The sequence below is a fragment of the Bifidobacterium avesanii genome (assembly GCF_009299475.1).
GTDB classification, from domain to species: domain Bacteria; phylum Actinomycetota; class Actinomycetes; order Actinomycetales; family Bifidobacteriaceae; genus Bifidobacterium; species Bifidobacterium avesanii.
This window is the reverse complement of sequence record NZ_WBSN01000011.1, coordinates 48927-74978: the sequence shown is the minus strand read 5'-3', so window position 1 is coordinate 74978 and position 26052 is coordinate 48927. Positions and strand designations below refer to the sequence as shown.

The window sequence follows — 26052 nt, the reverse complement described above, 5'->3', positions numbered from 1 at the left end:
TGATCTCGGGCGCGTTGATGCGGTCGTCGTAGAACAGGCCGACGACCATGCGCTTGACGTCCTTGCGGTACATTGCGGACTCCAATCCGGACGCCAAAGCGTCCAACTTTTCGTCCGCACCCCCATGAGAGGATGTGTTGGATGCGGAATGGAGCAAATGGTCGAAGGTCGGCGGGGTTTATCCCCTAAAGCTGATTAAGTACAAGGGGTGAATGTTTCATGTGAGGCGTTGGAATTGCTGGGGTTGAGGATAGGAGGGCAAAGTCCGGAGACATCTACACGGTGAAGGAGACTTAGTCTCCGGGAAGCTATTCTCAGCCCGTCCTGCACGAGTTTCAGGTGGCTGTCACCACCGCGCCGATCAAGGTCAACGCCCTGCTGCGCGCGTGACGACATTCGGGAGGTTACTCGGCGAACAGTCGAACGGCTGAGTTTGAGCGGCTGACTGTCCGAACTGTCAAATAGCCGAATGGCGGGTTGAATGATCCGGAATCGGATCGTCCAACCCGCCGTTTGTTGTCTGCAACGTCGAAGACTTGATGTCGCGATCTGTGTTCGCAATTTTTGAAACTTTTGATTTTTTTGATTTTGCCAGAAATTAGGGATGCACCCGCCGCCCTCCGCCAATATGAACGCTTGGCGAACGATCCCGCCCCTCGGCCGCGTGCCGGGCGAAACACGGTATCGTGGAATACCATGACGAAGAAACTCATTCTCGATCTGGACACGGGCATCGACGACACGCTGGCCATCGCCTACGCATTGGGCAGCCCCGAAGTGGAACTCATCGGCATCGCGGGCACGTACGGCAACGTGCGGCTCGAAACCGGCGTGCGCAACTCACTGGCGGTCACCGAACTCCTCGGTCACCCCGAAGTGCCCGTCTACCCCGGACTGGACCATCCGAGCACCAAGGACGGATTCTTGGTCGAGCCCTCCACCGCGCGCATCCACGGGCTCAACGGCATCGGCGAGGTGGACATCCCCGACGCCAAGCGCGCCCCGCAGACCGAATCGGCGGTCGACTTCATCCTCGACGCGGCGCAGACCTACGGCGACGACCTCATCTACGTGCCCACCGGTGCGCTGACCAACATCGCCGCGGCGCTCGCCAAGGACCCGGTGGCGGTCGGTCGCATCGGTAACATCACGCTCATGGGCGGCGCGCTCACCGTGCCCGGCAACGTGAACGCGTGGACCGAGGCGAACATCTCGCAGGACCCGGAGGCCGCGGACGCGCTGTTCCGCTCCGGCGTGCGCACCACCATGATCGGTCTCGACGTGACCCTCCAGACCCTGCTCACGCGTAAGGAAACCGCGCAGTGGCGGGCGCTCGGCACCCCGGCCGGCCGCTTCCTCGCGGACATGACCGACTACTACATCGGCGCGTACGGGCGCATCGCCCCGCACCTCGGCGGCTGCGGCCTGCACGACCCGCTCGCCGTGGCCGCGTCCATCGACCCGACGCTTGTGGACACGCTGGCGATCAACATGATGGTGGACCTCGAAGGCCCCACGCGCGGGCGCACGATCGGCGACAACACGCGCCTCAACGATCCGGTGAAGACCTCGCGCGTGGCCGTGGGCGTGGATGTGCCGCGGTTCCTGAAGGAATTCATGACCCGCATCACGGCGCTGGCGGCGTGACCATGCTTGAAGAAGGCATGCGCGAGGCTTCGGAGCGCGGCGACGCGGCGCTGACCGACGCGCTCGAAAAGATCGCCGGTGCGGAAGCGGGTCGATCCGTGGCCGTGATCGGCTCCATGAACGCCGACTACACCGTCGTCACCGAGCGTCTGCCCCGCCCGGGGGAGACCGTGAACGCCGGTCCGCTGCGGATCCTGTCCGGCGGCAAATCCGGCAATCAAGCCGCGGCCGCCGCCCGGCTCGGCGCGCGCGTGCGGCTGTTCGGCGCGGTGGGAAGAGACGACAACGCCGACTTCCTGCTCGGCAGGCTCAACGAGGCCGGTGTGGACACCACGCATGTGCTGCACGTGCCCGGCGCGAGCGGCACCACCGTGATCACCGTGGACGAGCGCGGGGAGAACACCATCGTGTACTCGCCCGGCTCCAACGCGCAGGTCACGCCCGACTACGTGGCCTCCGTGCAATCGGCACTGGCTGGGCCGGACGTGGCCGTGCTCGGCCTGTGCCTCGAAAGCCCGATCGAGACCGTGACCGCCGCGGCCCGCCTGTGCCACGAGGCCGGCGTGACCGTGCTGCTCAACAACTCGCCGTTCCGCGCGAAACTGCCGGAGGATCTCGTGCGCGCCACCGACGTGCTGCTTGTCAACGAGCACGAGATGGCCATGATGCTCGACGTGGAGGAGCCCGTCGACGGCAAATGGGCTGCATTCGACTGGCAGGAGGCGCTCGCCGGCATGCGGCGGCTTGGCTTCCCGCATGCGATCGTCACGCTCGGCGGGGAGGGATCGGTGGTGCTCGACGCCACCAGCGGCGTCGCCTCGCACATCACGCCGGTGCCCGTGGACGCCGTGGACACCACCGGGTGCGGCGACGCCTTCATGGGCACGGTGCTCGCCGGTCTCGCGGCGGGCCTGACGTTGCGCGATGCGGCCCGTGCCGCGTCCTATGTGGCTGCCTATGCCGCCACTGGCTCCGGCGCGCAGGCCTCATATGGCACCGCCGAGCAGATTCGCACGCGGTTCGCGGCGTGAACTGACTCCGCGGCATGAAATTCGCGGCGCGCATCGGCAGTACACCGGCGGTGGGCGGCAGTGCACCGGCGGTGGACGCGCCGGCAGCGGTATGCGCCGCATGAATTGGTGATGGGCGCGCGGCAGAGCGGGCGGCGGTGCGGCGCTTGTGGATGCCGGCCGACCGTGTTTTGCCCGAGGCAAGCTACTTGCCTTTCATAGGGCAGATTTGCCGTCTTGCGAACACCTACTCGGTCTTCCGAGGGCATCTTGTGACGGCGTTCGAGATTCAAGAGGTGCGGAAATCCTTGGAAAATGGTCTTGCCTCATGCCGGTCGACGGACTGGCGATGCCCTCGGAAGGCCAAATAGATGTTTGCGCGTGCCCAAATCCGCCCTCGGAACGGTGAGTAGCACGCGCGTGCGTTTGTGCGCTAATCGGGTTCCCTCCACAAGTTGCATATTCGGGCGTTTCAAAGCGCAGTCGAAGGCTTGCCGCGCCCGAATATGCAACTTTTGGCAGAAAGCAGGTGGCATACGTACGGACGGTCCGGCGTAACGCTCGGTTCTGGTGTTTATTCGTGGTGTTATTCGCATAGTGTGCGGCACTTTGCCGATGCCACGAACACCTATCTGCGTTCTGTGCAGCACTCAATGTTCCGGATAAGTCCTTTCTTCCGTCATATTCCCCCTTCCCCCGGTTTCCGGGCAGATCAATGACGGTCGGTGATGCACAGTGCCGCACAAAACGCAGATAGGTGTTCGCAATGGCCGGAAAGTGTTGCACACTATGCTGTTAGTGCATAGACGGCCACTGATGTTTGCGGAAGTTGGCCTGTCGGGCGTGGAACATGGAGCGGAACGTGGAGAATGCGAAGGCCCGGACGCGTGATCGGCGTCTGCGTGCATTCGTCGCCATTGATGCCTTTCGCCGTCGCCGTTTGCGCGTCCCACCGGACGGTCCCATCCCGTCTTTGACGTCTTCTCTGTAACGTTTTTACAAAACATGCAGTCTAAAGCCGCCCAAACTGCATGTTTTGTAATGGTTTTACAGCGGAGACGCCGAAACGGTCCCCAAACTGTCTGTTCTGTAAAAAGATTACAGAACAGACGTCGGGAAGCCCCGTACGCTGTTTGTTTTGTAAAAACGTTACAAAAGGGACAGCGTGAAAGAGGAGACGAGTTGTTTCTGTCGCTGCGCAGTGCTTGCGCAGGCATATGGGGGCATCGCATGCATGGGCAATTCAGAAGATGAGAAGAACGTATGCGGCGCAGGAAGAACCCACCGCGGCCTACAGCAGGTCGGAGTCGGTGAGACCCTCCCCGCCCGCGGCGGAGGAACGGGCCGCGGCCGGTTCGGACTTGGCGGCCAGATGGGCGAGGGACGGCATGGGCGCGGCGGTATTGGCGGCGGAAACGACGCCAGCCGGAATGCCTGCGGCAATCGAGCCGTTGCCCGCGCCGGCCGAGCCCATCGCTGAGTTCGTCGCCGAACCCATCGCCGAGCCCATAGCCGATCCCGCCGCGATGCCCGCCGAACCGGGAACTCCGGGAGCGTCGGAAATGCTTGAGAGGCTGGAAATACCGGAGGCGCCAGAAACACCGGAATTGCCGGGAGTGCCCGGTGCGACGACCGCGCCGGAATTGGCATGGCCGGCCGAACCCGCCGCCATGCCCGCGGCCCTCGCGGCCCGCTCCGCCTCTCGTGCGGCCAGACGCCGAGCCTTCTCGCTCTCATAGCGCAGCTCGGGCTTGGGCGAGAGCCGCGAGAGCCCGTGCCACGCCAAGTCCACGATGTATGCGGCGAGCTGCTCCTTGCTCACCTTGCGCCGATCGGCCCAGTACTGCCCGGTGAACACGGTCATGCCCACCAGCATCTGCGCGTAGTACGGCACGCCGCGGGCGGGCAGGCGCTGCTTCTTGAACGCGGCCGTGAGCAGGTCCTCCACGCGGATGCTCACGTCGCCGAGCAGCGAGTAGAACGACCCGGCCGGGTCCGTACTCGGCGAATCGCGCACGAGCACCTGAAACCCCTCGGTGTGCTCTTCTATATACGTGAGCAGCGCCAGGGCCGTGCGCTCCACGATCTGCCGCGGATGCTCGCTCGGCTCGGACAGCGCGGTGGCGATGGCGTTGGTGAGCGCCTGCATCTCGCGGTCCACCACCACGGCGTACAGGCCCTCCTTGCCGCCGAAGTGCTCGTAGACGATCGGCTTGGAGACCTTGGCGTTCGTGGCGATCTCCTCAACGCTCGTCGCCTCGAAGCCCTTGGCCGCGAACAGCGCGCGACCCACCTCGATCAGCTGCTCCCTGCGCTGGAACGACGTCATCCTCGAAGAATTTCCCATGCGCTCCATTGTTTCACGGCCGCCGGTCCACGTGTGTCGTTTGACGTGTGAGGGAATGGCGACGGTCGCGAAACGACGCGTGCGCTTCGTAAGGGGGTTTTGGCAGAATGTGCCTTATGCTCGTGGTGATTCTTCTGTGGTTGGCGCTGTTGATCGGCGCCGTGGTGTTCGTGCTCCGGCTCGCGCGCGGCGAGTCGCATGAGGGGCTGTTCACCGAGTCCCTGAAGAAGCGCGCCGAACCCAAGCCGGCCGAGGACGTCCGACCGCCCCGGTCCGCCGGCATGGTGCCGTCGTTCGAGCCGCAGTCGTCGCGCCTGACCCGTCCCGTCGGCGCGGTTCCGCCGGAGGGGCCCAACGAGCGGACCATGGAGAATCCAGTGTACGTGACCAACGGCACGGTGGTGGAGATGCGATCGAAGCGCAAGCCGAAGCACGACGGCGGTCCGGAGCGCGAGGACGGGGACGCCGAGGACGCCGGGGAGACCGACGAGCGGGAGGCTTAAGATCGCCGGGCGCCGATTCGGACGCGCTTGGACGCCATGGACGCCTTGTGCGCCTCGGAGGCTTGACTGACGGGTTGCCGTTGCCCGGACATTGTCCAGCCGTTGTCCGGACATTGTCCTGTCCGTCTGATTGTCCATCCGGTTTGAGGAACGACGATCCCGCCATTCGATGCCAGACCGGCGCGATTCGCCCCGGCGGCACTGTCCCTTGGCGTTTCTACGCTTTGAGACATGGATACGAATACCATCATCGCGATCGTCGCCGTCGTTGTCGTGCTCGCCGCGCTGGTCGTCGCCGGGTACTTCTGGGACCGCTCGCGCAAGCGCTCCCAGGCCGCGGCGGCCCAGCCGAAGACGCAGGAATCCGCCGAAGCGCCGAAGTCGGCGGACGGCAAGCTGGAAACTGTTCCCGCTGCCCAATCCGTTTCCGCCGCTGAAGCCGAGCCCGAGGCTGAATCCGGCGCCAAGCCAGAGCAGCCCGAACCGGCCCCGCAGCCGGCGTCCAAGCCGAAATCACCGGAGTCCCCGGAATCCGTGGGCTCCCGCCTCACCCGCCTCAAGGCCAAGCTCGCCAAAAGCGCCAACCCCTTCGGCAAGGCCCTGTTCTCCATCCTCACCAAGGACAACCTGAGCGAGTCCGACTGGGAGGACGTGGAGGACACGCTCCTGCTCGCGGACGTGGGCGCGGAGGCCAGCGAGCAGCTGGTGGACGAGCTGCGCTCCGACGCGCGCGTGACCGGCGAGAAGGATCCGGCCGCCGTGCGCGAGATGCTGCGCGGCAAGCTCCTCGATCTCGTGGGCCGCGACACGGACCGCCGCCTCAATGTGGACAAGCCGGGCGCCGCCAAGCCGTCCGTGATCATGATGGTCGGCGTCAACGGCACCGGCAAGACCACCACCGCCGGCAAGCTTGCCCGCCTGTTCGTGGCGGACGGCAAGTCCGTCGTCATGGGCGCGGCCGACACCTTCCGCGCGGCCGCCGCCGACCAGCTCGAGACGTGGGGCGCCCGCGTCAACGTGCCCGTGGTGCGCTCCGACAAGGACGGCGCCGATCCGGCCTCGGTGGCCTTCGACGCCGCCGCGCGCGCCAAGGAGACCGACGCCGACGTGCTCATCATCGACACCGCTGGACGCCTCCAGAACAAGGCGAACCTCATGGACGAGCTCGGCAAGATCCGCCGCGTCACGGAGAAGAGCCTGCCCGTGAACGAGGTGCTGCTCGTGCTCGACGCCACCACCGGCCAGAACGGCATGGCGCAGGCGAAGGTGTTCGCCGAGGTGATCGGCATCACCGGCATTGTGCTCTCCAAGCTCGACGGCTCGGCGCGCGGCGGCATCGTGATCGCCGTGCAGAAGGAGCTCGGCGTGCCCGTCAAGCTCGTGGGACTCGGCGAGGGCCCGGACGATCTGGCCCCGTTCGACCCGGAGGGCTTCGTGGACGGCATCCTCGCCTAGCGCCGCAGGGCCTTTAACCTCCCCGTAACAGGATGTAACAATCTCGGAAATCCGGCGGTCGTTTCATTGCGTGTGTTGGCTCCCGAACGGAAGCCGCATAAGTGAACTCCGCCGGACACTCCGGCGCCTGAACAGAGAGAGGGAGGTAGCCATGTTGCCCGAAGTCGCAGCAACGTACGGCAATGCCGCATGGATGCTTACGTCCGCTTCCTTGGTTTTCCTCATGACGCCCGGTGTGGCGTTCTTCTATGGTGGCATGGTCCGAGCCAAGGCCGTGCTGAACATGCTGATGCTTTCGGCGGCGGCCCTGTCCGTCACCGCGGTCGTCTGGACCCTGTGGGGCTGGTCGATCGCCTACGCCGGCAACAGCATCGGCGGCATCTTCGGCGATCCGGCCACGGGCTTCCTGCTCAAGGACTCCATGGTCGCCAAGGACGGCGTGTTCACCGCGGTGAATGATCCGGCCGACTTCACGAGCGTCTCGGACGACATGCCCAACTACGCGGGCTCCATCGACGTCGCCTTCCAGGTCACCTTCGCCATGATCACCGTGGCCCTGATCTCCGGCGCTCTCGCCGAGCGCATCAAGTACAGCACCTGGATGCTGTTCGTCGCCCTGTGGATCACGTTCGACTACGCCCCGATGGCCCACATGGTCTGGAACCACGGCCTGCTGAGCGGTGACGGCGCGATCTCCACCGCCATCGGCGCCGCCGCCCACGATTTCGCAGGCGGCACGGTCGTCCACATCAACGCCGCAGTGGCCGCGCTCGTGATCGTCCTGATCATCGGCAAGCGCAAGGGCTTCGGCGTCTCCCCGATCCGCCCGCACAACGTCCCGTTCGTCATGCTCGGCGCCTTCCTGCTGTGGTTCGGCTGGTTCGGCTTCAACGCCGGTTCCGCCTTCGGCGCCAACGGCACCGCCGGCTACGCCTGGATGTCCACCACCGCCGCCACCGCGGCCGCCATGCTGGCCTGGGGCTTCACCGAGAAGATCCGCACCGGCCACTACACCGCGATGGGCGCCGCCTCCGGCATCGTCGCCGGTCTGGTCGCCATTACCCCGGCCGCCGATGTGGTCTCCCCGCTGTGGGCCATGGTCCTCGGCGCGATCGCCGGCGTGCTGTGCTGCTTCGCCTGCGGCCTCAAGTTCAAGCTCGGCTATGACGACTCCCTCGACGTCGTCGGCGTCCACGGCGTCGGCGGCCTGACCGGCACCGTGCTCATCGGCTTCTTCGGCCAGGGCACCGGCCTGTTCGCGGGCGGCGACTTCAAGCAGCTGCTCGTTCAGATCGCCATCGCCCTGTGCGCCATCCTGTACTCCGGCGTGATCACCGCGATCATCGCCTTCGCACTGGAGAAGACGCTCGGTTGGCGCGTCACCGAGGCCCAGGAGGTCGGCGGCATCGATCTGGCCGACCAAGGCGAGCGCGCCTACGATTTCGCTGGCACCGCCAGCTCCGTCCTCAAGGAGGTGAAGTGAGATGAAGCTCATTACCGCTATCATCCAGCCCCATAAGCTCGACGACGTCAAGGAGGCCCTCGCGGCCGCCGGCGTGCACGGCCTGACCGTCTCCGAAGCGAACGGCTACGGCCGCCAGCGCGGACACACCGAGGTCTACCGCGGCGCCGAATACACCGTCGACCTGATCCCGAAGATCCGCGTCGAGGTGCTGTCCGACGACGCCGACGCCGAGACGCTGGTCGGCGTGATCGCCAAGGCGGCCGGCACCGGCACCATCGGCGACGGCAAGATCTGGGTCGCCCCGCTCGATTCCGTGACCCGCGTGCGCACCGGCGAGACCGGTTCCGCGGCGATCTGATCCACAATAGGCTCCCGCTTCTGCCCTGAGGCGGGTCAATGAGACAGGAATCCCCGCGTGCGATCCGTTCGTGCGCGGGGATTTCATATATTTCGGCATTTGCCAATGTAATTGAGTCTAGGGAAGGGAAGCGCCGTGGCCAGTGCGGTTGACGGTCTCAAGCAACGATTCATGGACATGAGCCAGCCGGACGCGGACGGCGTGTACCGCAACGGCACGGCCAAGCGCAAGGCGCGCACCGAGCTGGCGATCGGCTGCCTCAAACGGCTCTGGGCGGAGGCGACGGACGCCGTGGACTTCGAGGTGCCGGAGCGAGGCATCGGCTTCGCGGCGGTCGGCTCGCTCGCGCGCGGGCAGGTCGGGCCCAGCTCGGACCTCGATCTGGTGATCATCTACGACGCGCACGTGCTCAACGACGAGCGGCTCAACGCACTCGCCAACAAACTGTGGTACCCGCTGTGGGACTCCGGGCTGGATCTGGACCACTCCATCCGCACGCGCGCCCAGTGCGAGGCCGTGACCGACTCCGACCTGCCCGCCGCCATGGGCTGGCTCGACGTCAAGCCCATCGCCGGTGATGCGGAGCTGATCGAGACGACCTCGAACTCCATCCTCACGCGCTGGCGCAAGGCGGCCCGCAAGCGTCTGCCGGAACTGCTCAACTCCGCCAAGTCGCGTCTCGACGAATTCGGGCGGCTCGCGTACATCAACCAGCCGGACGTCAAGGAGGCCCGCGGCGGCCTGCGCGACTCGGTGCTCGTCTCCGCGCTCGCGGCCTCGTGGTTGGCCGACCGCCCTCACGGCGCCTACGACGACGCCGTGGAACGCCTGCTCGACGTGCGCGACTGCATCCATCTGGTGGCCAAGAAGGACACGAACCTGCTGCTCGCGCCCTACCAGCCGCAGGTGGCCGCCATGCTGGGCCTCGCCGACCCGACCTACCCGCAGGCCGAGCGCGACGCCAAGGCCATCGACGACCTGCAGACCGCGCTCGCGGGTCTCGGGCGGCGCATTTCGTTCGCGCTCGATTCCACCGCGTCGCGCGCCGAGCACTCGCTCGTGCACGAAAAGCCGCGGTTCGCGTTCTTCCAGATGCTTCAGCCGCGCGCCGGCGGCAAGCGCGAGGCCCCGCAGTTCGACGTGATCGCGCCCGGCGTGGCCAAGCATGAAGGCGAAATCGTGCTCGCACCGGGGGCGGAGCCGGCCGCTGATCCGAACCTCGCCCTGCGCGTGGGCGTGGCCGCCGGCGAATTCGGCATGGAGATCAACCCGACCACGCTGCTCAACCTCAAGCGCTGCCCGATCCGCGACTCGGTGTGGGACGACGAGGCGCGCTCGCTGTTCATCCGGCTGCTCGCCACGGGCCCGGCGCTCATGGGCGTGTGGGAGGAGCTCGACTACGTGAACCTGCCCGGGCGCTGGATGCCCGAATGGCTGGGCATCCGCAACCGGCCGTCTGCCTCCGCCGCGCACCGGTACACCGTGGACCGGCACATGGTCGAGGCGACCTCCCGTCTGGGGCGCGAAACCCCGGGCGGCGGGCGGTACGACGACGACCACTACGCGGCGCTGCTGCTGGCCGGCATCCTGCACGACCTGGGCAAGCGGCCCGGCGTCGCCGACCATGCGGCCGAGGGCGCGCGGCACGTGCCGTTCATCCTGAAGCGCATGGGGTACGCGCCGAAGATCGTGGACTGGGCCACGCTGCTGGTGCAGCGCCACTTGGCGCTGTCCGAGTACGCCACCGGACGCGACCCGAACGACCCGGCCGTGGGGCGCGAGCTCGCAGGTCTGGTGGACCACGACCCGCTGCTGCTCGACATGCTCTTCGACCTGACGCGCGCCGACGGCTCCTCGCTCGGCGCCACGCCCGGCGAGGCCATCACCAAGCGCTACGGGTGGAGCAAATGGCGCGCCGCGATCGTGGGCCAGATGTACGCCGCCGCGCGCGAGGCGCTGTGACGCGCGCTGCGCTGTGTTGTCCGAAGTGGGTAAATGCCCTTCCGAGGGCGGATAATCGCGTTTGCATACATCTACTTGCCCTTCCGAGGGCACTTCCATACGCATGATGGCGCGTGACGCGGATGAGCGGCGTTGCAATGCCGCCATTTTGCGCCGCCGTATGCGGCACTGCAGCGGCTGATCGTCGAATGAGGTGCCCTCGGAAGGACAAGTGGATGTCGGCGATCGATGAAATCCGCCCTCGGAAGCCGAAGTAGGTGGAGTCAGTAAGCGGAATGGACGGCGAAACTAGCGCATCCAGCGGTCGCCGCGCACGCGCAGGCCGTTCGCAAGGCCGCGCCCGCCCATGAGCACCACGTTGAACAGCGTCCACAGCGCCACCGTGCTGGCCGCCTCGCTCGGCATGAGCGGCGTGAGGCCGTCCGCCAGCGCCAGCATCAGCGCGATGTAGGCCACGGCGGTGAGCGTGCAGGTCACGGCGAGGTAGCGGTAGTCGCGCGCGCCGATGAGAATGCCGTCGAGCGCCATCATCCAGCCCTGCAGCGGGAAGAACACGCCCATGGTGAGCATGCCGGCCGCCACGAGCAGCTGGATGGCCGGGCTGGGGGAGAAGAACCGGCCGGCGAACAGGCCCACCACCGCGAACCCGACGCCGATCGCCGCGCCGGTGACGAGTCCCGCCCGCCCGGTCGCGCGCGTGAGCCGCCTCGTCTCGGCCACGGCCCTCGCGCCCAGCGCCGTGCCCACGAGCGTCTGTCCGGCGATGCCCACCGAGTCGAGCATGTTCATCGCGAAGTTCCACGAGGAGTTCACCGCCTGAAACCCGGCCAGCACGTCCGTGCCCATGCGCGCCGCGCTCGCCACCGTGACCACCATGGCCGCGCGGATCGCCAGCGTGCGGATGAACAGCGGCAGCCCGTCGCCGCCCGCCCGCGCGATGCCCGCCAATTGGGGCTTCAGACTCGCCCCGTCCGCCTTGGCCCACAGAATCGCGGGCACGGCGAGGAACAGGCCCATATACCATTGCGCGATCAGCGTGGCCGCGCCTGAGCCGGCGATGCCCCAGCGGAACACGAGCACGAACAACACCTCGAGCACCGTGTTGAGCACCGCGCCGCTCACCGCCGCGATGAGCGTGACGCGCACCTTCTGCACGCCGCGGAAGATGCCGTTCGCCGCGTAGACGAGCAGCATGCCGGGCGCGCCGAGCACGATCGCGCGCGTGTAGGTCACCGCCTGGCCGAGCACCTCGCCCCGGCCTCCGAGCGCGCGGCACAGGGGATCGGCCGCCGCGAACAGGGCCACGCCGAGCGCGACGCCGATGCCGAGCGCCAGCCACAGCCCGTCGACGCCGGCCTGCATGCCCTCGCGCCGGCGTCCCGCGCCCAGCAGATGCGCCACCTGCGCGGTGGTGGAGTAGGCGAGGAAGATGCACAGGCCCACGGCGGTGAGGATGATGGTCGAGCCGATGGACAGGCCCGCCAGCGCCGCGTCGGAGATGTGGCCGACGATGGCCGTGTCGATGAGGATGAAGGTCGGCTCCGCGATGAGCTGGCCGAACGTGGGAAGGGCCAGCGCGAGGATGCGCCGGTTGACGTTGGCCGATTGGCCGGTGTTGGCTGGCCGGTTGGCATCGTCTGATCGGTCGGTGTTGGCCGATTGGTCGGTGTTGGCCGATCGCCGTTGCGGATGCTGCTGCGTGTTCACGCCGTCACTTTACCGCACGCCGTCGCGGGTCATCCCGGTCCCGTCCTCCTAAGCGCAGGCCATCAGCCGTAATCGAAGGATCCGTCGGCTGCGCGCCCCGACGGGTTCCACTTATCGTTCAGAATGATGGCCTTGCGTCATTCGTTCCAATCTGCGCTCCTGAAATCGCAGGTTGGAATGAACGATGGCAAATCGAGCCTGCGGAGTGGTCGTTTTCCGGTTGGTCATTCCAAGCTGCGCAAATCAGGCCGCGGATTGGAACAAATGACGGATTGCGATGGCGGGACGGTGATGGGACGGACACTTGTCGCCTGCAATGGACATTGCGATGCACACTGCGATAAGCACCGTGCCGAACACCGCGGCTCGCACCGCGCTGAACGCCGCAATGAACGTAGATTTGACGGTTCAAACGTTCCCGTAGCACGTTGTTTACCTGACGGCAAATTTCCGGTATGAGCGCATGCGCACTATCCCCACGATGTCCACCAAATTATCCCCACAAGGTGGATAACCCGTCCACATATCCACCGAGATATCCCCGATATGTGGATAACTCGATTTTTCGTCCACAACGCCGCGAATCGCGTGTCGCGCCCGTCAATTCCACCGCGATCGCACATCGGCGATGTGCGATTTTGACCGCAGATGCAAGTTGAACGCAAGGCGCGCCTTCGCGATACGGGCGCCTTCTATACTCGTGGGTATGGCAGATGGAACTTCTTGGGGCGGATCGCGCCCGGACGGCGCCCAGGGCGGCGGCGTGGTCTTCGACCGCATCCCCCCGCACGACGACGACGCGGAAATGGCCGTCCTCGGCGGCATGCTCATGAGCAAGGACGCGATCGGCGAGGTCTCGCAGATGATCGACGTCTCCGACTTCTACCAGCCCAAGCACCAGACCATCTACGAGGCGATCATCACCCTGTTCTCGCAGAGCCAGCCGGTGGACGCGGTGCTCGTGGCCAACGAGCTGCTCAAGAGCGGCGACCTCGAGAAGGTGGGCGGCGCCGACTACCTGCACAGCCTCATCAACGCCGTGCCCACCGCCGCCAACGCCACGTACTACGCGGAGATCGTGCACCAGCGCGCCATCCTGCGCAACGTGATCGCCGCCGGCACCAAGATCGCGCAGCTCGGCTACACCGCCGAGGGCTCGCAGGCCGAGGACGTGGTCAACCTCGCCCAGTCCGAGGTGTACGAGATGTCCGTGGGCAAGGTGCGCCAGGACTACACGGCCATCGGCCCGGTGGTGCACGACGCCCTCGACCAGCTCGACAAGTTGCAGAACGGCGAGGTGGAGCGTGGTGTGCCCACCGGATTCCGCGACATCGACGACCTGACGCAGGGCCTGCAGCCCGGCCAGATGATCGTGGTCGCCGGCCGACCCGCCATGGGCAAGTCCACGCTCGGCATCGACTTCGCGCGCGCGGCGGCCCTGCACCACGGCATGACGTCGATCGTGTTCAGCCTCGAGATGAGCAAGGTGGAGCTCGCCCAGCGCATCATCTCCGCCGAAACGAACATCCCGCTCGTGGCGCTGCGCCGCGCCGATGACATCACGCCCGAGCGCTGGAACACGCTCAACCAGTTCTGGGGCAAACTCAACGACGCCCCGCTGTTCATCGACGACAGCCCGAACATGAGCCTCATGGAGATCCGCGCCAAGTGCCGGCGGCTCAAGCAGACCAACGACCTGAAGCTCGTGGTGATCGACTACCTGCAGCTCATGAGCTCGGGCAAGCAGGTCGAGTCCCGCCAGCAGGAGGTCTCCGAGTTCTCCCGCGCCCTGAAGCTCCTCGCCAAGGAGCTCGAGGTGCCCGTGGTGGCCCTCTCGCAGCTCAACCGCGGCCCGGAAATGCGCAACGACAAGAAGCCGCAGCTGTCCGACCTGCGCGAGTCCGGCTCGATCGAGCAGGACGCCGACGTGGTGTTCCTGGTCCACCGCCCCGACTTCTACGACAAGGAGGACCGTCCCGGCGAGGCCGACATCATCATGGCCAAGCACCGCAACGGCCCGACCGAAACCTTCCATCTGGCGTTCCTCGGCGCGACCTCGAAATTCAAGGACATGCCGCAGGACTACAACAATCAGGGGGTGTGACGATGAATGCAGCAATTCCTCCCCGCCCGTGGTACGCGTTCGCCACGCCGACGATCGGCCGCCTCGTGCGTGCCGCCGCCCGTCTGACGCGCCACGGCGGATCGGCCTTCCCGGGCAAGGTGGTCGAGGACATCGACCCCGGCTTCCTCGCCCGCACGCTCGGGCGGCTGCCCTACGGCGTGGTGCTCGTCTCCGGCACGAACGGCAAGACCACCACCACGCGCATGGTCGCCTCCATGCTCACCGAGCTCGGCTTCAGCGTGTTCACCAACCCGACCGGCTCGAACTTCACGCGCGGCGTGGTCTCCGCGCTGCTCACCGAGGTCTCCGCCGGCGGCCGGCTCGACGCGGACATCGCCGTGCTCGAGCTCGACGAGGCGTACGCCGTGCACTTCGTGCGTCAGGTGCGCCCGCGCTACGCCCTGCTGCTCAACGTGATGCGCGACCAGCTCGACCGCTTCGGCGAGATCGACAACACGGCCCGCCTGCTCGGGCACGTGGCCGAGGCGACGACCGGCACGGTGGTGCTCAACCGCGAGGATCCGCGCATCCGGGCGCTCGCTGACTTGCGCCCCAAGGGCACGAAGGTGCGCTACTTCGGCCTGTCCGAGGAGCTCAAGTCGTTCTTCCCGTCCGACGACGACATGGCCACGACCGTCGCCGTGGAGGGCGGAGCCGCGGCGGAAGCCGGAACCACGGTGGAAGCCGGAACTGTGGCGACCAGAGATACCGCCAAGCCGACCGCCTCCGCTGCAACGGGCAATCCGGACAGCCCGGACAACACGGACGCTCTGGCCGTCGTCCCCGCCTCCTGCGCCGGATTCGACGCCGACGTGACGCTTTCCCGCGTGGGCGACCACGAGGCCGACTTCCTCATGGACGGCCGCGTGCGCACCGCGCCGGTCAGGCTCGAGGGCGTCTACAACCTGTACAACGCCGCCGCCGCGCTCGCCGTGGTGCGCGCGGTGCTCGCCGACTCGTCCCGCCGCCCCACCGACGACGAGCTGCTTGCCGCCGTGGGCCATGTGACCCCCGCGTTCGGCCGCGGCGAGGTGATCGACGTCAACGGCAGCCCGGTCGAGCTCCTGCTCGTCAAGAACCCCATGGGCTTCCGCCTCTCGCTCGCGAGCTTCCCGCCCCAAGGCGCGGACACCATGATCGTCATCAACGACGAATACGCCGACGGGCGCGACATGAGCTGGCTGTGGGACGTGGACTTCACCTCCCTGCGCGGCTCCGGCGTGGCCGAGGTCTCCGGCGTGCGCGCGTGGGACATGGCCACCCGACTCGGCTACGACCAGGTGCCGGTCGGGCATGTGGAGCCGGACGTGGAGGCCGCGCTGCGATCGTTCGTGGCCGCGAACCCCGGCCGCCCCAAGCACATCTACTGCACGTACACCGCCATGCTCCGCGTGCGCGCCGAACTCGCCAAGGTCGCGCGCGTGGCGGATGCCGGCGTGGGAGGAATGTAACATGACCAAACCCATTGACGTGGTGTCCCTGTACCCCAAGGACATGAACATCTACGGCGACTCCGGCAACGTGCTCGTGGTGCGCCGCCGGCTCGAACTGCACGGCTACGAGCCGCGCGTGCACGCGTACAACCAGGGTGACGACTGGCCCGAGCACGCGGACGTGATCCTCGGCGGCGGCGGTCAGGACACCGGTCAGAAGAAGATCATCGACGACCTGTTCCGCCGCGCCGGCCTGCTGCGCTCCCTCGCGGACGACGGCGTGCCCATGCTCATGATCTGCGGCCTGTACCAGCTGTTCGGCGAGTACTTCGAGACGATCGACGGCTCGCGGCTCGACGGCATCGGCGTGATCGGCGCCTATACGGTCGGTCAGAACGTGCGCATGATCGGCAACCTCGTGGAGCACTCCGACGAGTTCGGCGACGTGATCGGCTACGAGAACCACTCCGGGCAGACCTTCCTGCGCGAGGGCGTGAAGCCGTTCGGGCGCGTGGACCGTGAAGGCTGCGGCAACAACGGCGAGGACCACACCGAGGGCGCGCGCGTGCGCAACGTGATCGGCACCTACATGCACGGCTCGCTGCTGCCCAAGAACCCAGCCGTGGCCGATTTCCTCATCCGCACCGCCGTCGAGCGCCGCTACGGCAGCTTCGAGGAGTTGGGCTCGGACGCCGATCGCGCCGAGCTCGCCCGTCTCGACGCCGTCGCCGCCAACGCCCGCCGCGTCGCCGCCTCCCGCCCGCGCTGACGACGACGCAACATCGCAAACTGGTGATTTTGCGTCTCCTGGGACGGAAAATAGCCGGAAAATGACCGCTGAGAGGGCAGAAATAACAGATTTGCCAGGTTTGTCGGACCGTGGTGGGGTAGGCTGGAAGCGTTCACCAACCCATGGAGAACCCAAGGAGGCGTATCATGGCTGATTTCGATCTGGGCGAGGGCCTGCGCAAGGTCTTTCTGGCGGGCGTCGGCGCCCTGGCCACCACGTACGAGAAGGGCAGCGAGATCGTCGACGACCTCGTCAAGAAGGGCGAGCTGACGGTCGAGCAGGGCAAGGCGCTCAACACCGAGCTCAAGCACACCATCAAGGAGACCGTCAACAAGACGACCGCTCCGGCGCCGGAAGCCGGCGACGCCGAAGCGACGGCTGACGCGCCCGCCGAGGACGAGGCCAAGCCCGAGGCGTGAGCTCCGCACCGCAGTCCGAATCCGATGTGACCCCCGCCGGCCCGTCGCCGTCGCAACCCGCGAAGGATGCGAACGTCGCGCCCGGCGGGGCTTCGTCGCGCCCGAAAACGGCCGAGTCCGGCGCGCCCGCCGAGTCCGCAGCGTCGCGGATGCCCGACGACCCGCTCGGCGCGTACGCCGGCGTCGACTCCTACGCCGAGGACGACGACTACGCCTACGACCCGCGCCCGCAGACCCTCGAGTTCTTCGGTGGCCGGCGCAACGACTTCTCCTCGCGCTACCACCTGACCCGCCGCGGCCGGCTCAAGCGCATCCGCCAGATCTGGAAGATCTGTTCCCGCTTCGACGTGTTCCACGGGCTCACCCCCGTCAAGATGCGCCTCATGTTCGAGGCGCTCGGCCCCACGTTCGTCAAGGTGGGCCAGATCCTGTCCATGCGCTCCGAAATGCTGCCGCAGTCGTTCTGCGACGAGCTGTCCAAACTGCGCGCGGACGCCGATCCCATGCCCTACGCCACCGTGCTCACCACGCTCGAGCACGAGTACGGCCGGCCCGTCAAGGAGATCTTCAGCCACATCGACCCCACGCCGCTCGGCTCCGCGTCGCTCGCGCAGGTGCACCGCGCCACGCTCGTCACCGGCGAGGACGTGGCCGTGAAGGTGCAGCGCCCCGGCGTGCGCGAGATCATGGCCCAGGACGTGGACATCATGCGCTCGGCCGCCAAGTACGCCACCAAGTTCGTGCACGCGGCCCAGGTGGTGGACCTGCGCGGCGTGGTCGAGGAGCTGTGGGAGACCTTCGAGGCGGAGACCGACTTCCTCGTGGAGGCCCGCAACCTGAGGGACTTCAAGGAGTTCTGCGGGCCGTACAAGTACATGGACTGCCCGAAGCCCTACATGCGCCTGTGCACGCAGCACGTGGTGGTGATGGAGTACATCCACGGCATCTCCGTCTCGCACCCGCGCCAGCTCGTCGCCGCCGGGTACGACCTCAAGGAGATCGGCACCAAGCTCGTGGACAACTACGCCACGCAGATCCTCGACGACGGCTTCTTCCACGCCGACCCGCACCCCGGCAACATCATGGTCTCCAAGGGCAGGATCGTGCTCATCGACCTCGGCATGACCGGCCGGCTCAACGCCAAGACCCGCTCGGTGCTGCAGGAGATGATCTTCGCCGTGGCCAAGCAGGATTCGCCCGCGCTCGCCGACGGCCTGCTGCGCTTCGCCGGATCCGAGACCGACGCGGAGGACTATCCGGCCTTGCTCGCCGACCTGGACGTGATCGTCAAGGAGTTCGGCACGATCGACCTGAAGGACCTCGACATCGCGTCGTTCCTCAACTCGCTCACCCAGCTCGCCGCTCGGCACCATATCGAGGTGCCGAGCTCGGTGACCACGGTGGGCCGCGCGCTCGTCACGCTCGAGGGCCTGCTCGACGAGTTCATCCCGGACGTCAACATGATCGAGATCATCTCCGCGCACATCGCCGCCGCGAAATCCAAGCGGGACATGGCCAAGGACGAGGCCCGGTCGCTGGGCGTGGAGGGCGCGAAGGCGCTGCACGGTCTGCTCTCCACGCTGGGGGAGGCCAAGGTGGCCACGCGCATGCTCACCCGCGGGCAGCTCAGGTTCAACGCCGAGCTGGTGGGCGGCGACGAGCCGATGCGCATGCTCAGCGACATGGTCAACCGCGTCACCATGGCCCTGATCGTGGTCGGCCTGTTCGTCGGATCGTCGATCGTGTACTACGCGGGCATCAAGCCGGTGGTGTTCGGCATCCCGATCGTGGGCTTCATGGGCTACGTGGTGGCGTTCGTGCTGTCCGCGTGGATCGTGTTCGACATCTACTTCAAGGGCCGCAAATCCAAGCGGCGGTAAGGTTTGGCGCGCGCTATAAGAAACGCCGATAGCCTCTGAGGGCGAAAAATGCGATTTCGTGACATGAGCGCCACATGAGTCGGCTATGGTGGTGACCACATCGATGAGAGAGGAACCCATCATGACCATTGCATTCAAGACTTCCGTGTTCAGGAAGGTCGCGGCGCTCGTCGTGGCCTCCGGACTCCTGTTCGCCGCCGGCTGCGGCGAGGCCCCGACCGCCACCACGTCCGGCAGCGCCGGCACGACGACCAACACCGACCTCGACGCCTCCGCCTACGACGCGATCATCAACGCCGGCGACGTGGCAGACGACGCCACCATCGAGGCCAACGCGTGGGCCAAGTCCGTCAAGGACGCCGGCGTGCTCAAGGTCGGCGGCACCAAGACCTCGCAGCTGTTCTCGCTGCAGTCCACCACCGACAACAAGGTGCGCGGCTTCGACGCCGGCTTGAGCCAGCTGCTCGCCCGCTACATCCTCGGCGACGCCAAGACCGACCTCACGGTGGTCGACTCGTCCACCCGCGAGTCCGTGCTGCAGAACGGCACCGTGAACGCCGTGTTCGCCACCTACTCCATCAACGACAAGCGCAAGGAGAAGATTTCCTTCGCCGGCCCGTACTACGTGTCCCAGCAGGCCATTCTGGTCAAGAAGGACAACACCACCATCACCGGCACCGACTCCCTGAACGGCAAGAAGGTCGCCGTGCAGGCCGGCTCCACCGGTCCGCAGATCGTGGCCGGCGTGGCCCCGCAGGCCACCGTGCAGGAGTTCCAGACCGACGCCGAGGCCACCCAGGCGCTGAGCCAGGGCCGCGTCGACGCCTACGTCGTGGACCAGACCCTGCAGCTCGGCACCCTCGTCAAGTCCCCGAATGACTTCAAGATCGCCGGCGAGCCCTTCGGCAACAAGGACCCGTACGGCATCGGCCTGCCCAAGGACTCCGACGCCGCCGCGTTCGTGAACGCGTGGCTCAAGAAGATCGAGGACGACGGCACCTGGGCCAAGCTGTGGAAGGTCACCATCGGCGACCGCACCGGCGTGACCACCGTGCCCACCCCGCCGGAAATCGAGCAGTGATCGAGTGATCCCGTTGCCCGACCGTCCCGTGCGGAACAGCTGATCGCAGTCGAAGGATCCCCGGCCAATCCGGTCCGGGGGTCCTTCGACCCGTATTCGGCCCCGTAGCGGCGCAATGCCGCGGGACGGTCCGTCGGCGACCAATCAGAAAGGAGGCGCGCGGTGTCGGTCCTCACTGACTTCCAATACCTCGTGACCACGTACGGCCAGGCGTTCGTCGCCGCGTATCTGGTCTCGCTGCGCATCGCGGTGCTCGGATTCATCGGCGGATTCGCGGTGGCGATCCTGCTCACCGTGGCCCGCGTGAGCCCCATTCCGCCCCTGCGCGGCGCGGTGACCGTGTACGTCGAGATCTTCCGCAACATGCCGGTCCTGTGCCTGCTCGTGTTCATCGTGTACGCGCTGCCGAACCTCGGGCTCGTCATCGACTACGAGCCGAGCGCCGTGCTCGCGCTGGTGCTCGTCTCCTCGTCGTTCGCATGCGAGAACCTGCGCACCGGCATCAACACCATCGACCCCGGCCAGATTCAGGCCGCGCGGTCGCTGGGCCTCGGCTTCTCGCAGATCGTCGGCTCGATCGTGCTGCCGCAGGCCCTGAGGGCCGTGATCCAGCCGATGGTCACGCTGGCCCTCTCCGTGCTCATCAGCTCCTCGGTCGGCTCCCTCGTGCCGATCGCGCACAAGGAGCTCACCGGCTTGGTGGCGCAGATCAACAACGCCGAGGCGCTCGGCGTCACCACGTTCTTCGTGGCCGCGCTGATGTACGTGTTCACCGGCCTGTTCATCGCGTTCCTGGGCCGCAGGCTCGAAAGGAGGCTCACGATATGGCGATGACCCCGACCGAGGCCGCCCTGTTCGAAATCGGCGGCCCGCGCGCCCGCAGGCGCATCCTCATCGGCACGATCCTGTCCGCGCTCGCCCTCGCGGCGCTGTTCGCGTGGATCGTGTACCGCTTCTACATCAAGGGCCAACTCGACTCCCGCTACTGGTACTTCTTCGCGCAGCTCAACGTGTGGGAGTTCATCGGCATGGGCCTTGTGGGCACCATGCGCGCGGCTCTGGGCGCCGGCGCGATAGCCGTGGTCTTCGGCCTCGTGCTCATGCTCGGCCGCACCTCGCGCTGGGCCCCCGTGCGTTGGGTGGCCACCGCGTTCATCGAGTTCTTCCGCGGCACGCCCACCCTGCTGTTCATCTACGCGATGTTCCTGCTGCCCGCCCAGATGGGACTGAAGATCAGCACCTACTGGATGGTTGTGATCCCCGTGTCCGCCTACGCCTCGGCCGTGCTTGCGGAGGTGTACCGCGCGGGCGCCGCCGCCGTGCCCCACGGCCAGAAGGAGGCCGGCGTGTCGCTGGGCCTGAGCGAGTGGCAGAACTTCCGCTACGTGGTCATGCCGCAGATGTTCCGCATCATCACGCCCACGCTGGTCACGCAGCTCGTGGTGGTCGTCAAGGACACCTCCTTCGGCTATGTGGTCACGTACCCCGAGCTCATGGTCAACGCCAAGGTGATCATCGCGAACTTCTCCAGCCTCGTGCCGGTGTATCTGGTGGTCGCGATCATCTACATCCTCGTGAACCTGGCGATTTCGCGGTTCGCCAACTGGCTGTCGCGCCGCCAGAACACACAGGTTCTCGATATCCCCACGGTCATGCCGCACATGGTGGAGAGCTGATCGCCGGCCCGGTTGCAGGGTGCTAGGTTTGTGATGTGATCGCGGCGGATGATTTCGCCGCGCCAATCCGTCAAGGAGGCCCGAATGGGATTTGGCAAGAAGCTGCTGGCGGCCGGCGTGGTCGCCGCCGGCGCCGGGGTGCTGGCCGTGGCGCCGCGCCCGGGATTCGACAAGCGCAACCATGACGTGCCGGAGGTTCCGGACGTGCCGTACGCCCATCGCGGCCTGCACGACGCCGGTTCCGGTCTGGTTGCCGGCTACGAGGCGGAAAGCGGCGACTATGTGGATCTGGCCCGCCGCATGGCCGTTCAGGCCGGCTATGGCAGCGCCGACTTCGCCGGTCCGATCGCCCCGGAGAACTCGCTGGCGTCCTTCGCCGCGGCCGCCGAGGCCGGCTACGGCATCGAGCTCGATTTGCAGCTCACGGTCGACGGGCAGGTCGTGGTGGTGCACGACTCCGATCTGGAGCGCGTGGCCGGCGACCCGCGCCGCGTGGCCGATCTGACCTACGAGGAGCTCACGGCCATCCCGCTGTTCCCGGCCCCCGCCAAGCCCGGCGACGCCGAGGCCAAGCCGCTCGACGCCGCGCCCGCCACCGCGCCGGAGGGCTATTACCAGCACGTGCCGCTGTTCTCCGACGTGCTCAAGGTGGTGGACGGCCGCGTGCCGATCATCGTGGAGTACAAGTTCGACGGCTTCGACTGGTCGGACCGCGACGACGAGCTCATGGAGAAGGGCGACGCGCTGCTGAGCGCTTACGCCGGCCCGTACGTGATCGAGTCGTTCCACCCGGGCGCGGTCAACTGGTACAAGCAGAACCGTCCCGAGGCCAACCGCGGCCAGCTCGCGGACTTCGCGTCCTTCGGCACGGACAAGAAGGCCGTCACCGAATGGATGGCCGGACTGCTCGCGTTCGACTGGCTGTCCCGCCCCGACTTCATCGCCTACGACTGGCACGGCGGCGACACCCCGCAGGTCCGTCTCGCCCGCGCGATGGGCGCCACCACGGTCTCCTGGACAGTGCGCAGCTCCGCTGAACTCGGCGAGTCCGAGCCGTACTTCGACCGGTTCATCTTCGAGGCGTTCGTGCCCCGGAAGGCGTAGCGCTACAGGCTTTATAGGCTGTTTTGCGGTCCCGTTGGCTTTGTGCCGGCGGGGCCGTTTTTCGTTTGCGGGCGACGGACGGGATGACGGATGGGATGACGGATGGCGGGTCGGTTCGCTGTGGCGCGCTGCGCGGTGCGGCGTGACTTGGCGCATTGGTTTTTCGGCCGGCGTGTTGCGAAGGGGAGCGAGACGGCGGTGTTTCAACGGTGTGGTTGTGCCGATTTGCCGGGATTGAATGGGCTTGGGAATTCCCCGTTATGGGCGGTCACGGGGCCGGAGCGTGTCTGCGGCGGCGGGTACTGATTGGTTGTACAACGAATTCCGGCGTTGAGGGATAGCCAGGGGTTCCGAAAACACGGCGATGACGCCAGAAGGGGAAACCATGCTTACGGCTATCCATGGCTCGGATGAGCTTGCCCAAATACCATACGACCAACCCGCAGGGCCTGTCGGGGCCACCGTTTCCTCGGGCGCGGCGGGCACAGGCGCCGCGGAGAGCGTGCGGGGCTCCGGCGGATGTTTCCCGGGGCATGGACGTTCGCCGGGACGCTGCGGGGAAGGCGCGCGGCCGGACGTTTGGCGCGCGCTGCTGCGTGAGTCCCGCGCGTTTGCGGGCGCCGTGCTGCGCGAGGCGGGGATGCGCGTCGCGATGGTCGCCGTGCTGTTCGGCATGCTGGCGGCGGGCATCGGGCTTGCCGATCAGGCCTTCGGCGCGACGCGTGACGCCGGGGCGGCGGGCACGGTGCTGCCCGCTTCGTGGGAAAGCGACATGCGCGCGATGGTGCCGGATTCCACCCTGCGCGCGCTCATGACCGCCGAGGTGCGGCGTGAATTCCCGGGCGCCAACCTGTCCGCGAAGACGACCGCGCAGGTGTTGGCGTCGATCCGCGGCGACGGCAAGACCAGCGACAAGGGCTGGCCCGCGTGGGACTTGGGCAAGGCGTACGCGGGCAGCGGTCTGCCGCCGATCCGGCTGCTCAACGGCGTGCAGTACCTGAGCGGGGTGTACGAGGTCAATGCGCGCGGGCTGGGGCTGGAAGTGTTGGCGATGCCGGAAGTGGGGGTTGAGACGAAAATTCCGAACCTGAACATAGTCGGCAACGTTTTTCATATCCTGCCAAGTAAGTTGTATGAGAAGAATTTCTCGACAACTCGTAATGCGATTATCAATCCCAATCAGGAGTACTACCACCACACTGGCGTGACCTACGTCCGCTCCGGCGCCGGTCAGCCCAAAACCATCCGCGTGGAGGCCGGTATCCTCCAGCTCACCGATGACGCCGCCGCGGTCAAGGCGGTGCGGGACGGCGGCGGGGAACTGCCCGTCAAGCCGATTCTGGACCGGACCGAATTCGGCGGCGAGGATCTGAGCTTCAACACGACCACCGGGGCCACGGTGTCCAAGGACGCCGCCGCATGGACCGTCACCGGCTTTGGCCATGACGCCAAGGACGGCGAGGTCATGAACATGGCGCAATACACCTACGCGGTGCGCCACACGGACCGCAACGGCGCGCTGGACGCGGTGTCGCTCAGCTACTTCTACGGGCTCCGCGTCGACTTCCTCAGCACGGTCAGGCACACCGCCTCCGCCACGGTGCTCGGCGACTTCTCGTTCCGCAAGACCAGCGCCTCCAACCCCGAACAGGGCCTCGCCGGCGCCGTCTACGTGCTCAGGGATGCGCAGGGCCGATATGTCAGGGGTGCGAACAATGCCGCCATTTACGACGACGCCGGCGCGCTGGACACCGCGGACCGGGCGGACGCGGACGGCGTGCTGCGGCTGACGACCGGCGGGGACGGCACCTTCACCGCCCGCAATCTGCCCGCCAGCCCCGAGGGCGTGCGCTACGAGCTCGTGGAGGTCGCGGCTCCGGACGGCTATGAAACGGCCTCCGCGCCGGTCCCCGTCACCGTGAAATCCAGCGCCAATGCCGTGTCCGCAGGTACGGACGGCGGCGAGGGCGACAGCGCGACCGTGACCAAGGACGAGGTCACCGCCGTCGCGGACCGCTGGACCGACGCCTCCACCACGCCGGCGCCCACCGAGGACTTCGGCATCGACTACGTGCATTCCGGCGAGGCCATGACCATGCGCGCCCATGACGGATCCGAGGCGGCCACTCTCCGGCGTGCAGCGGACTACGGCGGCGCGGACGTGTTCATCCGCAACGGGGGTTCGCCGGTGAGCCTGCACGTGGACGGCGCGGGGAACGCGTGGAAGCCGCTGGTGTCCCGCAGCACGGTCGTCGCCGGAAACCGCGCCGATGCGGCGACCGTGCACGCCGGCGAGGGGCTGGCCGCCGTGGACGCCGCGCAACGGCAGATCAACGACGTCATCGCCTCCTCCGGCATGACGCGCGACGACGACTACTACACCGTGAACACCACGGTCGTCTACCACGACGACGCCAGTCTGGAACTCAACCGGTACACGGACGGGCGCCACGAGCAGACCGACCGGGCGCGGCCCATCGACGTGACCGTGCAGGCGCGCAAGCACTTCACCGGACGCGACGGCGACCTGCCGATCGAAGCGGGTCGGTTCACCTTGTCCATGGAGCCGCAGGACGGCGCGCCGGCACCGGCCGACGGCACGTCGAGCCCGGTCGACGCCGACGGTCTGGCCCAATGGCGTCTGCCGGCGATCACCTGGGACGTCTACCGCAAGGCGAAGGACCGGGACGGCGTGGCCACGTTCCGCTACGCCGTGAGCGAGACGCGCGGCGACGATCCGAACGTCGAGTACGACCGCACGGTGCATCAGGTGGAAATCCGCGTCACCGAGCGCGAGAACGCCGACGGCTCGGGCGTCACGCACGGTCTCAACGCCACGGTGCTGGTGAACGGCCGGGAAGCGGCGTCCGGCACCGGCGCGCAGGGGACAATCACGGTCGGCGGCGACGCCATCGCGTTCACCAACCACGACCGGCCCGGCGGGGAACTGCCCATGACCGGCGGCATCGGCGTCGTCCTGCCTGTGACGGCGGGAGGTTCGCTGCTGCTGGCCGGCACGGTCGCGCTGTCCATCGCAACCGGAAAAACGGTAAGGAGGTCCGCAGGCAAACGCCATTAAGCATGCCGCGC

At 67.0% G+C, this 26052-nt stretch carries 18 protein-coding genes and 1 pseudogene; 17 read left to right on the top strand and 2 right to left on the bottom strand.

The features are described from left to right. Positions 1-696: 696 nt before the first annotated feature. Both DSM100685_RS07035 and DSM100685_RS07030 read left to right on the top strand, forming a co-directional pair. Positions 697-1647: a nucleoside hydrolase gene (locus DSM100685_RS07035; RefSeq protein ID WP_152350643.1), complete on the top strand. Its 951-nt coding sequence runs from the start codon at positions 697-699 to the stop codon at positions 1645-1647. Between the two features lie 17 nt (positions 1648-1664). Beyond that, positions 1665-2678, top strand: coding sequence for a ribokinase (locus DSM100685_RS07030; protein WP_152350642.1), 1014 nt, complete (start codon positions 1665-1667; stop codon positions 2676-2678). A gap of 1668 nt (positions 2679-4346) precedes the next feature. Here DSM100685_RS07030 and DSM100685_RS07025 read toward each other — a convergent pair. Next, a pseudogene (locus DSM100685_RS07025) lies at positions 4347-4986 on the bottom strand (TetR/AcrR family transcriptional regulator); the annotation flags it as partial. A 134-nt stretch (positions 4987-5120) separates the two neighbouring features. Between DSM100685_RS07025 and DSM100685_RS07020 the strand changes: the two are divergent. From DSM100685_RS07020 to DSM100685_RS07000, 5 genes are all read left to right on the top strand, one after another. Beyond that, the gene (locus DSM100685_RS07020; RefSeq protein ID WP_152350641.1) at positions 5121-5507 is read left to right on the top strand and encodes a hypothetical protein; all 387 of its coding nucleotides are present in this window, start codon (positions 5121-5123) and stop codon (positions 5505-5507) included. A 231-nt stretch (positions 5508-5738) separates the two neighbouring features. Further along, the gene (gene ftsY / locus DSM100685_RS07015; RefSeq protein WP_152350640.1) at positions 5739-6962 is read left to right on the top strand and encodes a signal recognition particle-docking protein FtsY; all 1224 of its coding nucleotides are present in this window, start codon (positions 5739-5741) and stop codon (positions 6960-6962) included. Between the two features lie 151 nt (positions 6963-7113). Then, complete coding sequence (locus tag DSM100685_RS07010) at positions 7114-8445, top strand: ammonium transporter (RefSeq protein ID WP_152350639.1); 1332 nt, start codon at positions 7114-7116, stop codon at positions 8443-8445. Between the two features lies 1 nt (position 8446). Then, a complete protein-coding gene (locus DSM100685_RS07005; RefSeq protein ID WP_150354424.1) occupies positions 8447-8785 on the top strand; it encodes a P-II family nitrogen regulator in 339 nt (112 codons plus the stop codon). A gap of 135 nt (positions 8786-8920) precedes the next feature. Beyond that, complete coding sequence (locus tag DSM100685_RS07000) at positions 8921-10747, top strand: [protein-PII] uridylyltransferase family protein (protein ID WP_152350638.1); 1827 nt, start codon at positions 8921-8923, stop codon at positions 10745-10747. A gap of 288 nt (positions 10748-11035) precedes the next feature. Here DSM100685_RS07000 and DSM100685_RS06995 read toward each other — a convergent pair whose 3' ends face one another. Continuing rightward, complete coding sequence (locus tag DSM100685_RS06995) at positions 11036-12454, bottom strand: MATE family efflux transporter (protein WP_152350637.1); 1419 nt, start codon at positions 12452-12454, stop codon at positions 11036-11038. A 706-nt stretch (positions 12455-13160) separates the two neighbouring features. Between DSM100685_RS06995 and dnaB the strand changes: the two genes are divergently transcribed. The 10 genes from dnaB to DSM100685_RS06945 all read left to right on the top strand — a co-directional run bounded on the left by dnaB (position 13161) and on the right by DSM100685_RS06945 (position 26041). After that, positions 13161-14558, top strand: a complete 1398-nt coding sequence (dnaB, locus tag DSM100685_RS06990) for a replicative DNA helicase (RefSeq protein ID WP_152350636.1) — start codon at positions 13161-13163, stop codon at positions 14556-14558. A 2-nt stretch (positions 14559-14560) separates the two neighbouring features. Beyond that, the gene (locus DSM100685_RS06985; protein ID WP_152350635.1) at positions 14561-16030 is read left to right on the top strand and encodes a Mur ligase family protein; all 1470 of its coding nucleotides are present in this window, start codon (positions 14561-14563) and stop codon (positions 16028-16030) included. Position 16031: 1 nt separating this feature from the next. Further along, complete coding sequence (locus DSM100685_RS06980) at positions 16032-16781, top strand: type 1 glutamine amidotransferase (RefSeq protein ID WP_152350634.1); 750 nt, start codon at positions 16032-16034, stop codon at positions 16779-16781. A 167-nt stretch (positions 16782-16948) separates the two neighbouring features. Then, positions 16949-17221, top strand: coding sequence for a phasin family protein (locus DSM100685_RS06975; protein WP_152350633.1), 273 nt, complete (start codon positions 16949-16951; stop codon positions 17219-17221). Continuing rightward, a complete protein-coding gene (locus tag DSM100685_RS06970; RefSeq protein ID WP_240811894.1) occupies positions 17218-19101 on the top strand; it encodes an ABC1 kinase family protein in 1884 nt (627 codons plus the stop codon). The genes DSM100685_RS06975 and DSM100685_RS06970 overlap by 4 nt, the downstream gene beginning before the upstream one ends. A 121-nt stretch (positions 19102-19222) precedes the next feature. Beyond that, positions 19223-20182: a glutamate ABC transporter substrate-binding protein gene (locus tag DSM100685_RS06965; RefSeq protein WP_152350632.1), complete on the top strand. Its 960-nt coding sequence runs from the start codon at positions 19223-19225 to the stop codon at positions 20180-20182. Between the two features lie 162 nt (positions 20183-20344). Continuing rightward, the gene (locus DSM100685_RS06960) at positions 20345-21016 is read left to right on the top strand and encodes an amino acid ABC transporter permease (RefSeq protein ID WP_204314333.1); all 672 of its coding nucleotides are present in this window, start codon (positions 20345-20347) and stop codon (positions 21014-21016) included. After that, positions 21007-21858, top strand: a complete 852-nt coding sequence (locus DSM100685_RS06955) for an amino acid ABC transporter permease (protein ID WP_239512701.1) — start codon at positions 21007-21009, stop codon at positions 21856-21858. Before DSM100685_RS06960 ends, DSM100685_RS06955 begins: the two co-directional genes overlap by 10 nt. An 84-nt stretch (positions 21859-21942) precedes the next feature. Beyond that, a complete protein-coding gene (locus DSM100685_RS06950; protein ID WP_152350631.1) occupies positions 21943-22962 on the top strand; it encodes a glycerophosphodiester phosphodiesterase family protein in 1020 nt (339 codons plus the stop codon). A gap of 640 nt (positions 22963-23602) precedes the next feature. Further along, entirely contained in the window at positions 23603-26041 is a 2439-nt protein-coding gene (locus tag DSM100685_RS06945; RefSeq protein ID WP_163201033.1) for a SpaA isopeptide-forming pilin-related protein, read from the top strand. The last annotated feature ends 11 nt before the right edge of the window (positions 26042-26052 follow it).